Source organism: Bradyrhizobium commune (assembly GCF_015624505.1).
In the GTDB taxonomy this organism is placed as follows: Bacteria; Pseudomonadota; Alphaproteobacteria; order Rhizobiales; family Xanthobacteraceae; genus Bradyrhizobium; species Bradyrhizobium commune.
Window position 1 is genome coordinate 5,920,885 of sequence record NZ_CP061379.1, and the last position, 13,117, is coordinate 5,934,001.

10 protein-coding genes are annotated in these 13,117 nt (G+C 59.6%); 2 read left to right on the forward strand and 8 right to left on the reverse strand.

Going from position 1 to position 13,117, the window contains the following annotated elements:
- The first annotated feature begins 43 nt into the window (after positions 1-43).
- The gene (locus tag IC761_RS27790) at positions 44-1,327 is read left to right on the forward strand and encodes a hypothetical protein (protein WP_195799863.1); all 1,284 of its coding nucleotides are present in this window, start codon (positions 44-46) and stop codon (positions 1,325-1,327) included.
- 24 nt (positions 1,328-1,351) lie between these two features.
- Here IC761_RS27790 and IC761_RS27795 read toward each other — a convergent pair whose 3' ends face one another.
- From IC761_RS27795 to IC761_RS27820, 6 genes are all read right to left on the reverse strand, one after another.
- Positions 1,352-2,797 (reverse strand): SDR family NAD(P)-dependent oxidoreductase, encoded by a 1,446-nt coding sequence (locus IC761_RS27795; RefSeq protein WP_195799864.1) that lies wholly within the window; start codon positions 2,795-2,797, stop codon positions 1,352-1,354.
- A 43-nt stretch (positions 2,798-2,840) separates the two neighbouring features.
- Positions 2,841-3,092, reverse strand: coding sequence for an acyl carrier protein (locus IC761_RS27800; protein ID WP_195799865.1), 252 nt, complete (start codon positions 3,090-3,092; stop codon positions 2,841-2,843).
- A 36-nt stretch (positions 3,093-3,128) separates the two neighbouring features.
- A complete protein-coding gene (locus tag IC761_RS27805; RefSeq protein WP_195799866.1) occupies positions 3,129-4,229 on the reverse strand; it encodes a hypothetical protein in 1,101 nt (366 codons plus the stop codon).
- Between the two features lies 1 nt (position 4,230).
- Positions 4,231-5,661, reverse strand: a complete 1,431-nt coding sequence (locus IC761_RS27810) for an MBOAT family O-acyltransferase (RefSeq protein WP_195799867.1) — start codon at positions 5,659-5,661, stop codon at positions 4,231-4,233.
- Between the two features lie 27 nt (positions 5,662-5,688).
- Entirely contained in the window at positions 5,689-7,410 is a 1,722-nt protein-coding gene (locus IC761_RS27815) for an HAD-IIIC family phosphatase (RefSeq protein WP_246791340.1), read from the reverse strand.
- Positions 7,411-7,970: 560 nt separating this feature from the next.
- Positions 7,971-8,804 (reverse strand): FkbM family methyltransferase, encoded by an 834-nt coding sequence (locus tag IC761_RS27820; protein WP_195799869.1) that lies wholly within the window; start codon positions 8,802-8,804, stop codon positions 7,971-7,973.
- A 270-nt stretch (positions 8,805-9,074) separates the two neighbouring features.
- Here IC761_RS27820 and IC761_RS27825 point away from each other — a divergent pair, with 270 nt between their 5' ends.
- Positions 9,075-9,959, forward strand: coding sequence for a class I SAM-dependent methyltransferase (locus IC761_RS27825; RefSeq protein WP_195799870.1), 885 nt, complete (start codon positions 9,075-9,077; stop codon positions 9,957-9,959).
- Between the two features lie 55 nt (positions 9,960-10,014).
- Here the strand turns inward: IC761_RS27825 and IC761_RS27830 are convergent, their stop codons facing one another.
- A complete protein-coding gene (locus IC761_RS27830; RefSeq protein WP_195799871.1) occupies positions 10,015-11,514 on the reverse strand; it encodes a hypothetical protein in 1,500 nt (499 codons plus the stop codon).
- 193 nt (positions 11,515-11,707) lie between these two features.
- Positions 11,708-12,946 carry a glycosyltransferase gene (locus IC761_RS27835; protein WP_195799872.1) on the reverse strand — a complete coding sequence of 413 codons (1,239 nt, stop codon included), beginning with the start codon at positions 12,944-12,946 and terminating at the stop codon, positions 11,708-11,710.
- Between the last annotated feature and the right edge of the window lie 171 nt (positions 12,947-13,117).

Genomic DNA, 13,117 nt, shown 5'->3' on the forward strand with positions numbered 1-13,117 from the left:
TCTCCGCTTCCCGCGCTTACGCGCCGCATCGGGACAAGCTTGAATGACTGCGCTGGCGGAATCAGGCCCATCGCTTTCGGCTACGTCCGAGAAAGAGCTTTCGAGCGTGGGCAGGCTGGCGATCCGGGCGGCAGTGACCTCTACTCTTTTCTTGACCCAGATCGCCTACAATATCGGCGATTTCCCGGTCACAATGGAGTTCGTCAGCTACGCGGCGCTGGTGGTCTATATGCTGATATCGGGTCACGCTACCGTCAGTGTCCCCACTATCTTTCTCTACATCGCCACGGTCACCTGCGCGCTCGCCGCCATGAAGCTGACCGTCCTGCCCGCCTCCTCAAGTTCGTTGCTTCTGCTGTTTGCGCTCTATGCCCCTTTTTCCTTTCGCTTGCGCGCGGGCCCGGACCTGAAGGCCGTCCACGAAGCTATCCAAGGGACCTTCGTCTCCGCAACAACCGTGATTGCGATCATCGCCATTGCGCAGTTCGCCATAGTGAACGCGTTGAAGGTCAATGCGCTCACCAACATCTATTTTATCCTGCCCGAGGCCATTCGTGGAGGCGGCACTTACACGTTTCTCCGCGAGGGCGGCTCCCTGGTGAAGGCAAACGGATTCTTCCTTCGCGAGTCGGCGGACCTTTCGCTCATGACCGCGCTGGCTTTGCTGATTGAAATCTCGACGCGGGCCAGATTTGTCATCATCGGCGCCCTTGCGGCAGCACTCCTATGCTCATTTTCCGGTTCCGGCATGCTCGCCCTGATGCTGGGCCTCGTGCTGCCGCGAACGGTTGGGCGGTTGCCGCTGTTCGTGGCTTCCGCCACCACGCTGATACTGGTCATGCTGATGCTCTACTACGCCGACATTCCCGGTATCAACAATCTGTTCTTCGATCGGCTTGCGGAGATCAACCAGCCGGGCACGAGCGGTTATGCTCGTTACGTTGCGCCGAAAGCCATGGTTGATTTGAACCTGCACAATGGTGGCATTGGCATGTGGCTGGGAAACGGCGGGGGAAGTTACCTCCGAAGCACAATGCTGCTGCGAGTAAAGTACGAAATTGCCGATCCGACGTGGGCGAAGCTGACGTTCGAATACGGCCTGTTGGGTCTCGCGCTGCTCGGATCAATCTTTGCCATCCGTGTATATTCAAGCGCGCTGGACGTCAGGATCTGTAACTATATCCTGTTCGTTTGGGTTGTGAACTCGGCCGTCCTCAAGATTCAATATGTTCTTGTGTTCTGGCTGCTGACACTCGTGCCCAAAATTCCCGCCCGCCGCAACGGCTTTGGCTCGAGCGCTCCGCCCTCGACTCGGAATTCACAGTGACCCCGCCAATGATCTTTCGGAAGGTTATCGCGCCTTCCAGCCGCGCTGAACGTCGCGAACTAGCGGGATCAACGTCTCTAAAGCGTCTGCAGACTCGACATCGGAAATCGACGCCGTCTGATCGGTGAGGATCCGAGGAAGGCGAGCCGTCAAAATGCGCAGATTCTTCATGCGCCTGTCCAGATCCTGGCATAGAATTTCACCTGCGGCCTTCGACATTGCATATTCCGTCATGTTGTCCGGCCTCTGATCCAGCGCCGACGATGACGGATAGAACACGGACAGTTGATCTTTGGGCTCACGGTCGCGCATCATCTGTTCGATCAGCGCGTAAAACCCCGCGACATAGAACACATTGAATTGTTGAAAAACGGCTGGCGAATAGGCCGCCGTCTTGCGGCGGAAGATCGACGGCGTTGCGAAATAATAGATATGAGAGGGCGCCGCGGGCAGCGACTTCAGCTGGCTTTCGGGATCGCCGGAGACGTCGTACGGAACGACGTGGCAGTCTCCGCCTCCCTCGACGATGTCCTGCGCCACGCGCTCGGCGTCGGCCTTTCCCGCAACATAGGTCAGAACGACCTTGCCGCCGCCAGCCGCGACGATCTTTCCGACCAGTTCTCCCAGCCCGCGCGACCCGCCGACGACAAGGGCGATTGAGCCTTCAAACTCCGCTGCGGCGACCTTCGACCTGATCAGCGCGACCGAGGGCTGCGCAATCGGTTCTGGCCGGTTGAAGGCTTCGACGTGGCCGAGCATGCCGCCGCCGGAAATCTCCACACGGACGTATCTGAGCTCGGGCTGCACGGTGCTGACTTGGTAGTCGATCGCGCTGCGCGAATCCTCGTCGGTCGTGAAGCCGACTTCCAGCCCGCCGAAAATCGAATGCAGGCCCGGAACGACCATTCCGACCAGACGGGTGCTGCAGCCGAGCCCGGCTACCCGGCGCGGACCAATCATGCGCGCAGCCATCGGAAACATGCGAGCGATCTCGTCAGCGTCGCTGGCGAAGGCCAACCGCCCGCGTTGTGTCGCCATGGCCTCCAGCGTCGTCTCCAGAGGCGCGCTCGGATTGAGCACCTCGCCGGCAGCCGCGCCGCCGCCGACGTCGGCCGATCGCGGCCGGGCGGCCCCGAAGCCGACGATCAACTGCATGATATCGACGGAACCGACCGAGACCTTCGCCCGCAATTGCTTGCCGTCCTGCTTCAGGACCGTGGCCTGGGCGAGTTCACCGAGATACAGCATCTTGCCGAAATTGACCCTGAACCTGGCGATCTCCGGCAGATCTGGCATCTGGCTGCCTATGCTCTCGAGCAACCACAACAACGTATGGATGCCGTGCACGATCGGAGAGCCCGCCATGGTCCGGCGGGCGGCTACCTCATCGACGTGAATCGGATTCCAGTCGCCAGTCACCCGCGCGAAGTGGCGCTGATCGTCCAGATCGAACGTGCGTTGAGCAAGCAACGGAAACCTCCGGCGGATGCGATCGGCAGGACGGGCTGCGAAGCTAGGCCTTCGCCTGCAGCTTCTTCTCGATGAGTTCGGCGAATTCCCCAACGTTCTTGAGGCTGCCGATCTCGGACGCGGTGAAGTTGACGCCGAACGCCTTGGAAACCTCCAGAACCAGGCGGATGTGGGTCAGGCTGTCCCAGCCGTCCACGTCGTCGGCCGTCGTCTCCGGCGAGATCGAAAGGTCGTCTTCGAAAAAGACATCGCGAAAAATTCCGGTGAGCTTTTCGTAGATCTGCGGTGATGTCATCATCATTCCATCGTTGAAGAAAAAACGCGCCTTCGGCTATCTAAGCGACGATCCGGAGGACGCAATCGGAGAACGCTCACCGTTGCATACCAGCGGATTGAGGACCTTGGCCAGCCGTGCCGACCACACCTTCGCCAGATGCGGCTTGGCATGGACCTCGTCCGAATAGTCCTCGTTGCCGTCGAGGTCGCTCATCTGCATGAACGCAAAACCGGGCTGACCGCCGAACTGCCGGACGACGGCCTGCAATGCGGATTGATATGACGCATAATACGGGCTGGCGTCGCGATGCCACGCCGGAATGGGAAGGTCGGCGAGCACGACCCGCTCGCCGCCGTTCAGCAGCCGGTCGATGGTCGCGATCAGCAGCGCGACCTGCTGCTGCGAGATCTGGTCCTTGCTGCCCATGCCCTGACGCCAGTACGCCAGCGCGTCCTGCTTCTGCTTGTCGGTCATGACGGCGGCCTCGCGCTCGGCATCCGTGCGGTCACGCGACCGGCCGGCCGCGCGCTCCGCGATGGATCTTACCTCGCGCGTGGCCTTCTCAAGGAGCAGGATCGGGCGGATCGCCGCAACGCCGGCGTCGAGCCAGGCGGGCGGCACGACATTCACCGGTCCGCTGGCGGTCCGCCGCGCAAATCCGTAACGGTACCGCTCGATATCGATGTCCGTGTCGCCGCGATGCCGGTCCGCATCATTGTACCGGACGTCGGATTCCACGAACAGGCCGTACCATACGCCGATGACGAACGTATTCAGCTTCTGGACCTGCGGGTCCTGAACTTCATGGACCAGATCGATGATCTGCTCGACCTGAGAGACGTTCGTCCCGCCGACGCCGAGGTTGCTCACCTTCGAGCACTGCATCAGCGGCTGGACCATCGCGGCCCTGAATCCGTTCCCGATGTTCGACGCGCCGACCATGATGACCCGCTTGTCGGCAGTCGTCAGCACCTGACGACCAAGAAAAACATATTTCGGCGGCGTCATATACAGCGTGTTGCCGGCGGCCTGGGCATCGAGCACGCCGTTTTGCGCCGGAGGCGGCAGGACGACGAACGACACGCCGAGAACGATCAAATACAAGGCCGCCAGGAACACGAAGGTGAGCGCGGCCTGTTTGAGAATGAACTTCAATTCAGAATGCCTTGTACACGAAGTCGGGCGCCTTGTGGAAGAGGCTCGCGATTGCGACGATGGACATCAATTTGCCGGCCAGCACCGCGTTGCGGACGAAAAGGCCTTCGCCGAGGCCCGCGACAGATAGGCCGCCGATCCGCTTGACGACGCCATCCGTTACCAGAGCGCCGATCGCGAACAGCAATGCGATCATCGCGAACCCTCCGCCCAGGCCAACGACGCCCAGCCTCTGCACCAGTGACAACAGCTGCGGAAGCCCTGGAATCCACAGGCAGGTGAAGGCCAGCACGAAGAATGCGATCGTCACGCCACGCGCGCCGTAGATGTACCAGACCTTCTCGGTGAGCGCGCGGTAGCCTTTCTTGCCGAGCTTGCTGGTACAGCCGATCTGCCAGATCTTGTTGACGCTCGCGCCCACCCCCATCAGGAGACCGTACACGACGAACACGGCCGTGGTGCCGTGCCATACGCCCATGACCATGAATGTCACGAAGAACGCGACGACGCCGAGATAGGCCGTCAGCGCGGGAGCCGGAAACAGCGACATCAACGCCATCAGCAGCGGGTTGAACAGATAGAACTTGAACCACTGCGACAGCGTCATGTGCCAGCGCTGCCAGAACTCCAGGAAGCTGCGGGACAGAAACGGCTTGTCGAAATTTTCAGGAAGCGCCTGCCCGAGCAGATGCCCGGCACCGATGACGATGTCCATGTAGCCGGCGAAATTGAAATAGAGATGGATCATGTAGGTCGACGAAGCCGCGGCGTAGAGCACGACGAGCTTCGATGGCCCCGCCGCGTGATCCAGTTGCTGGCTGAAATAGGTGAAGGCGTATTCCGCGGTGGCGGCGATGATCACGAACTTCACATAGCCGGTCGCCATCCTGGAAAAGGCGGCATAGACCCGGTTCGCGTCGAGCGGCGCCTGCTCCACGCCGTCGGAAGCCGAAAACTCCTGATACCGCTGGATCGGCCCGGAAACGAACGTCAGGAAGTTGCAGGTGTACCGGAAGAACGCCAGGGGACCGACCGGCTGCTCGAGATCGCCGGACCGGACGTCGATTATGAGGTGCAGGATGCGGAAGAGAATGTACGAGAGGCCGATCAGCAGGTAGGGGAATGGAAGACTTCCGAGCGGCTCGAAAAACGAAAAGCGCTTCAGAAAAATGAACGAGACCAGGACCGCCGCTATGCCGAGCCCGAGTACGCGGCCCGACCGTCTCGCATGCACGAGCATGACGGCGATATAGCCCAGCAGCAGAAACGCAAGCAGCGGCAGCACTTCCGTGACGTTGCTGAGATAGCTTCCGATGAATACGGCGTTGGCCGCCCCCAGCACAAGGCGCCGGTATGACACGGACGCGCTCAGGTGATACGCGACGATCGTCGCCGCAAGAAAGGCAAAGAAGGTCGGTGACGTCAGACTCATCGAAATACCGTCCAGCTCGGTGACACGTCAGACCAGCGCGTCCTGCGCCCGGTCGTATTCCACCGTCATCGGGGCATCGTCGAGCTTCACACCCGTCGAAAGCTCCCATCGGCTGGCGCCGTCGGCGGTCCGCGAGACTCCCGTAAAGCCGAGCCGCTGATAGTGTTCGGCGACCATGCCGTTCTTGTCCGTCGGACGGTACTCTCCGATCACGGTGGCAATGCCGCTCGCGCGTGCCTGTTTCACAATCTCTGCCAGAACCGCCTGTTCGACCCGCCGGCCGAGCACCCGACAGCTCATCAGCCAGGTGTCGATCGTCCAGATGCCGGGCGCGGTGGTCCGGCAGATGATGACGCAGATGATGCCGTTGTCGCCGAATTTGTCGATCAGCCGCGCATGCAGTGTCATCACGTCCGGCGACCGCTCGAGCTGCTCGACCTGCGGCTCGGAATAACGCTGCGTGGTGAGGTTGAACTGGTTGCTCTTGTTGATGAGCTGGGTCACGCGCGCACGCGATCGCGAATCGACGGCGCCGTACACGATCCGCATGTCCAGCGAACGCAGATAGGATTCGATGTCCGTTGTCTGCCCCATCAGGCTGAGACGACGCGCGTTGCCCTGGTACATCTCCGCGCGCGTCCTGTCCTCGTCGGAAAACCCGATGGCCTCGAAATATCCCGCCGCCGCCAGCGTTCTCGCATAGTTCGCCGGATCCTCTTCGAGTTCCGGCACGCCCACTTGCGGCAGCTCGCGCCGGATCAGGGCCCGCTCGACCGGGTTGTCGTCGAGGAAGACCAGCGACTCCAGGCCGAGCGCGAGCTCCTTCGCGATCGCGCGGATATTGCTCGCCTTGTCTTCCCAGTTCGCCTGAAACACGGCGATGTGGTCTTCCCGCAGGAGCATGTCGGGATGCTCCTTGAAGGGCCGCCTCGCGACACTGTCGGTGTTCTTGGAGCTGACGGCCAGAACCACGCCCCGCTCACGCAAAGCGAGCGCGAGCTGCTGCACGCTGAGATGCGCCTCTCCGGTCGCATCGCCCTGCGCGATCTTGATGCCGTCCATTCCGTCGTCACCGATGATGCCGCCCCAAACGGTGTTGTCGAGATCGAGCACCAGGCACCGGCGGCTCTTGCCCCGCATCGCGCCGATGATCCGGACGACGTGATCGGCGTAGAGGGGAACGAACGAGTTCGCGAACGGAAGCTTCGCCAGATTCCACAACGGAGGCGAATGCCAGTCGGCGAGCCCCACGGTCTCTGCGACACCGGCGACATCGAACAGCAGATCGCTGGAGCCGGCGATCGACTCGGCGAGCCTGCGGTTGAAGTCGTCGATCAGATGCCTGGCGGTGCCCGGAAGCGCGCGGTCGAACGAGCCGAACAAGCCCTCCGGAGGTGCCGCTAAAGTCTGCACGATGCAGGGCGCGCCGCTGTTGCGGCCGATCGCGTGGCGGATCGTGCCCAGAAGCTTGATCGCGTCTTCGACGGCGTCGTCCGCAGCCTGCCGGTTGCCCGGTGTCGGCTGCAGCGACAGCCCGCGGTGGTCCAGCGCCACCAGCACAGCATCGACGCCGGCCTTGTTCAAGGCGGACTCGGGGTCCAGCGCGTCCTGCAGATACTGGTCGTATGCGCCCGTGACGCATTCGAGCGAAAACCCATGGCGCGCCGCCGTCGCGACCAGCACGGGTATGATCAGGTCGAGCGTCCCGTTTCCGATCAGGCCCAGGCGGAACGGTGCGAGCGGTGCCATAGATCGACCCTTCGACCGGACCGTCTGGATCACTCTTCCCAACCTGGAAAGCTGCTCCTCATTCAGCGAATGGCTCGCCAAGGACCTGATCTGTGTCCCGAGGCCTGTCTCCGCTTGCAGCAAGGCCTTGCAATTCGACGCGAAGTCGACCGGAGCCGCGGGCAGCCACAACAAGTTCCGATATAGATTAACCGACACGGATCATACCTCGAATTGCCACGGCAATATTCGCCGATTTCATCGCTGAAAACCAGACACGATCTCTGAGAAAAGATTCCGCCATTTCTTAGCCTTAAGAACGCAAGCCCTGCCTATATTGAGCGCGGCAGATGCCGCAATTGGGGGCAAAATCGATTTGCGGCGCGCCGATTTCGTCGGCTCGTCACATTGCCCATTTATAGCCGATCGGTGCGTGCGTCCGTTAACCCCGGACCGAGCCTGGATCGCGCTTTAACGAGGCCGCATCGCGAATAAGCTAGTCGGCTGCAGCCCGATCCGTACAGTCTGGAATGGCAGAAAACGCGCCCCACGCGATTGGAAAGCCGTCGAGGCGAATATGGTCAACCAACAGGTCGCGCGGCTGCAGGGCTCAAGAGGAATTGAGCCTTCCATCCCGAATTGGCGCTTTCGCTGGGCTCGAATATAAAATTGTTGACGTAGTCCAGAGAACGGGGGCCGTCGATGGACTTCACGTTGTCATGACTTTGCAGGCCGGCGACATCGAATTCCGAGAAGGGCCTCAGCGCCCCTCGATGAATGAAATACCCGACATATCCGAGCTCGTCGAAAAACGCCGACAAGCTTTCAATCCCCCCGGCATTGTGCCGCTCCTCGCATTCGACGATCACCGCGGGCCTGAACTTTCTCAGCGTCTCCCGCGCGCCGCGCAAGACCGACAGTTCGTGCCCTTCGACATCGATCTTTATGACGCGAAGCCGATCGAATTGAAGGCTGTCGATGCGCTTGAGGTCCACCATCACCTCTCGGGTCAAAAATCCCGGATTGGCACCAGCCTCGAGACTTGATCGCGATACGACGTCATTGCCGGCCCGATAGGGAATGCTGAGGGTCGATTTGCCGTCGACATCCGACGCCGCAATCGGGAGCACTTCAACCTGTCCGCGCAATCCGTCCATGAGCTTTCGTGCAGCTTCCGGATGGGGCTCAAGGGCGATCACCTTGCCGAAGAAGCGGGTGCCGTAGAGCGCGTAGGAGCCCACATTCGCCCCCACGTCGAGAAATTCGCCGCGAGAATCAGCAAGCAGGGGCAGAAGATGGATCTCCGGCTCGCCGCTTTTCAACTCCCTGTCGAGATGGCGCCGAAGGACAAAGCGGCGTCCAACGACGCGCACGACGATTTTTTTTACGCTGTCAATGAATTCAGGCTTTGCCATATCCAAATCCGTTGATTGGGGTACACGCAAATTCCGTCGACTGCTTGATGCACGGTATCAAATCGCCTTCCAGATCACGGACCTGCCAGACGGCCGTTCGTAGCACGAAAATGCGACACGTTAAGCAAAGTCTAGCAATATGGCTGTTTTCCGGCCAAAGTCACCCAGCCCGCGAGAGGCTCGAGTGGCCGGTGCGACGAAATGCGCGGCAATGGCGGATGAACACCTCATCGGAGTGAGGCGGCTTCATTCGCCAAAGGAAGATGTGCTATGGAGTTTCGGCTCTGGACGACGACCCGGCGAGCGAAGTGTGAGGCAGAAACAATGGTGGCATCGATTGACGCGTTGCGCAGATACGTCGCCGGGGATCTACGCAAGGTCGACGGGTGGCTCTCGCGAATCGACGCCGAGATCTTGCAAACGGTGCTTACGGCGCAGAGCGCCAGCCAAATTTCGGGCTCGGTCGCCGAAATCGGAGTTCATCACGGCAAAGCATTCATATTGCTCTGCCTCGGCAGGAACAACGAAGAGGCCGCCTACTGCATCGACATCTTTGAGGACCAGCACCTCAATCAGGATGCATCCGGTCACGGAAACCGGGCGATCTTCGAGCAGAACCTGAAGAACTTCGGAATTTCCAACGACCGGCTCGTCATCGACGCGCGGTCCTCAGAGATCGTTTGTGCAGATGATCTGCTCTCCCGCGTCGGCCAGGTCAGGTTGTTCAGCGTGGATGGCGGACACTGGTCCTCGATCGTCATCAACGACCTGGCCCTCGCCGAGGCCACGCTCGCTCCCCGCGGCGTTATCGCGCTGGACGATTTTCACCGATCGGAGTGGCCCAATGTATCCGACGGTTATTTCAAGTGGTTTGCCGGTCGCAAAAGTCCGATTGTTCCTTTCGCTATAGGTTCGAACAAGCTGTATCTTTGTCCGGCAGACGATGTTCGCTTCTATCAGGGGGCCCTGTCCGCGGTCCCGCTTTTGGAGGATATCAAGTCCAAGATGATCGAATTTCAGGAGGTGCAGGTTCCCGTCTATCAGAGTTTCATCCAGACCGAGACCAAGCGGATCGAGCGAGTTAAGGGCTACCTCAAGGCTTTCCATCCAGGCTTTTTTTCCCGCTTGAAGAGGCTCAGGAAGCGGATGCGGTAACGGACGTCATGGGCGGGACCCCGTGTTTTCAGCATCGCAGGCATGACATCAATATTCACGTCGAAAGGATCTTGAAGTAAAGACTCCGAAGCGTCTGCCGAATCATTTTACGAGTTATGGAGTCACTTACGGCAAGCACGCTAACCGTCAACACAAGCATCGCACCAACTAGTACGATTTTCGCCGCCAGCGCACCGGCAATCGGGTCGGTGACCAACTTGAGCGCAGCCAGGCACCCCAACGAAAGAGCAAACGACAACAGCGCGCGCGTGAACATCGCGAATGCGGGAAAATTGGGAAAGATGCGCCCTGTCGCGTAGACGAATGTCAGAAAATAGATGCTCATATACACTAGGCTCCCGGCCGCAACGCCGACCGCACCGTATCGGTACGCGACAGCAAACACTGCCGGAAAATAAAGTACGGCGCTGACGGCGTTGAAGACACCGGCGATTTCGTTGCGCCCAGCTGCTAGTTGGAAATAGTTGGTTACTCGCACGAGAGCACCAATATAACCGTAAAGGCTGAGACATCGTACGATGACGTCGAAGCTCGGAGGGACGATCGCATCCCGGCCGAAGAAGAACTCTCGTACGAACACCGGGTCAATGAACAAGAACGCACACGCCGGCGCGCACAGCACCAGAGAAACCCTCATTTGGCCTTCCCAGACCGCTGCGGGAGCTTCGCCGATACCCTTCACAGCACGGACCAGAGTCGGAAAATAGGATTGTCCCACTGCGCCTATGATCCCAGCCGCGAACATCACGGCCCCGTTGAGAACAACGTATTTCCCGTAGAACTCGACCCCCGACGACCAGAACACCGCGATCCGGTCTACCCAGACGAGAAGAAACGCGAGGATATTGCTACTTGCCGAGAACAACATCTGATAGACGATCTTCCGACGGTAACCCGGAGCGGACGATGGATCGCCATTGTCTCCAACGCTGATATATTTTGCGGCGATGGAATTGCTCGTAACAATCTCGATCATTGAGACGAAGCAGCGGGTATAGAGAAAGATCTCGAACCCTCCCTTGAACAACATGCACATAAAAAACGGCACGAGGGTGCCGAGCAGCGAGAAACTCACGTACAGGATGTTCAGCAGCGCGTGGCGATCCCCTGCCCTCAAGGTCGCGAAGGCGAACATCCGTGCGCGCTCAATCATCGCCAGGGCCAGGATGGCGAATATAACGACAATGTTATGATTGATGCGCTCGTGAACCGACGTCTTGAACACGATCAGGAAGAAGAACATCGTTCCGCCGATCGCGGCAGTGAGGCCGGCGATGATCGCCACATACAGCCTTAAATCGCGAGCGGGAATTACGAGCCTCTCTTTAACGCCGACGCCGGCCAGCCGCTGACTCAGAACGGAAGAGATGCCGTAGTCCATCATCGTGGTGAGCGCCAGCAACCCGTTGACAGTCGCAATTAACCCGAAATCCGTCGGCCCAAAGTAACGGAAGTAGATCGGCGATAGCAAAACCGGAATAATGCTGCTGGCGGCAAACCCCGCCATATTGATCAGGATATACTTCTGAATCATCGATGTCCGTTTTCAGCCCTTGGCAAGGCGATTGCGGTGCGGCCAGCTTTGTCTTCGGACTAGTCTAAGACGATCAATGCATACGCTCGGCTCTTGTATATCTCGTGCTCGGTGAAAATCAGGTCAGGATCCCGATCAACCATAGTCCGCAGATCCAGGCCTCAGGGCGGCGATGTTGCGATGCCCAGACACGCTAGCTCCGGCCCGGAACGCGTTGCGCAATCAGGTCTCTGATCTTCCTCTTCGCATGCACTACGTCGTAGGTCGCCATTGCCTTTTCGCGCGCAGCCGAACCCAAGCGAGCGCACAACTCCGCATCATCGATCAGTTGCGAGCACGCGTCGGCGATTCCGTCATCGGAATCGCGGATCAAGATCTCCACGTTGTCGGTCATTCCCAGCCCCTCGGCGCCGATCGCCGTCGAGACCATCGGCTTGGCGTACCCCGCAGCCTCGACGAGTTTGACCCGCGTCCCACCGGCGATGGATATCGGGCAACAGATCACGCGGGATCGCTGATAGAGCCGGCCGAGATCGTCGACCACGCCGGTATATTCCACCCCCGCAACCTGTCGATGATAAGCGGGAATGAGATCAGGACGATTTCCGGCAATCGTGAGGCAGGCTGTCGGCCGAGCGTTGATAATCCTCGGCCAGATGTTCGAGATCAACCGCTCGGCTGCCATCGCGTTGGGCGGGTATTCGTAGTTACCGAGAAACAGAACGACCGGAGCGGTCGGCGGCTGGCTCGCAACGTTCTGTGGGATCGGCAGCGCGTTCGGGATCGACTGCACCTTCTCGCGCCAACCCAGTCGATCGAGATAACGCCGATCGAGTTCGGAGCACACGAATGTCAGCTCCGCGATGCTCGCGGCCTTCCTCTCTCCAAAATAGATCCCCGGCACCTGGATCAAATTGAAAAGCTTCGATAGCATTGTCCCGGACGCAAGTGAGGAGCGAATTTTCACCTTGTGCTCGACGTCGTCCAGGTCAAAGAAAACGGGCACGTCATTGTGCTTAATGCGGAAGAGCGGCGCAATAGCCGTGATCCGATGAGCGAGGACGAGGTCCGGCCGCTCTTCCAGCTCCGACACGATCGCAGCGACCTGATCGTCGCCGACATAGGGAAAGAATCGCGGCCGGCTCAGGATCGAGAAGGGAGAACGCAAGTGCTGCCACCACGGGATGGGTTGCTTACGCTTTACCACCAATTTGACCCGGACGCTGGTTCCCCAGTAGTCGGATTGGGCGTGATCGAGCTGGCGTGAATCCTGCTCCAGCTCAGGAGCGCCAGGCTCGACGAAATGGAGCATGGTGACGCAATCAGACATTTCGCTGAGCGTATGAACGAACATTCGCAACCGCTTGTATATGGCATGCACATCCCGCCCCTCCATCGGAGGATAGGTTGGAGTAATGATCAGCGATTTCATGAAGCCCGTTGCTTTTTCAGATTGACGGAAGAGTGCTTGGAAGGGGTTATCGTGCGAAAATCCAGATTCCTTGCGCTACCATACCGATCCCAAGCCGGTGCGATGTTTGACGCAGCAAAGAATGTACCAACCTTTGCCTTGGCTTGCCGCATCGACAATGCCTCCTCCGGC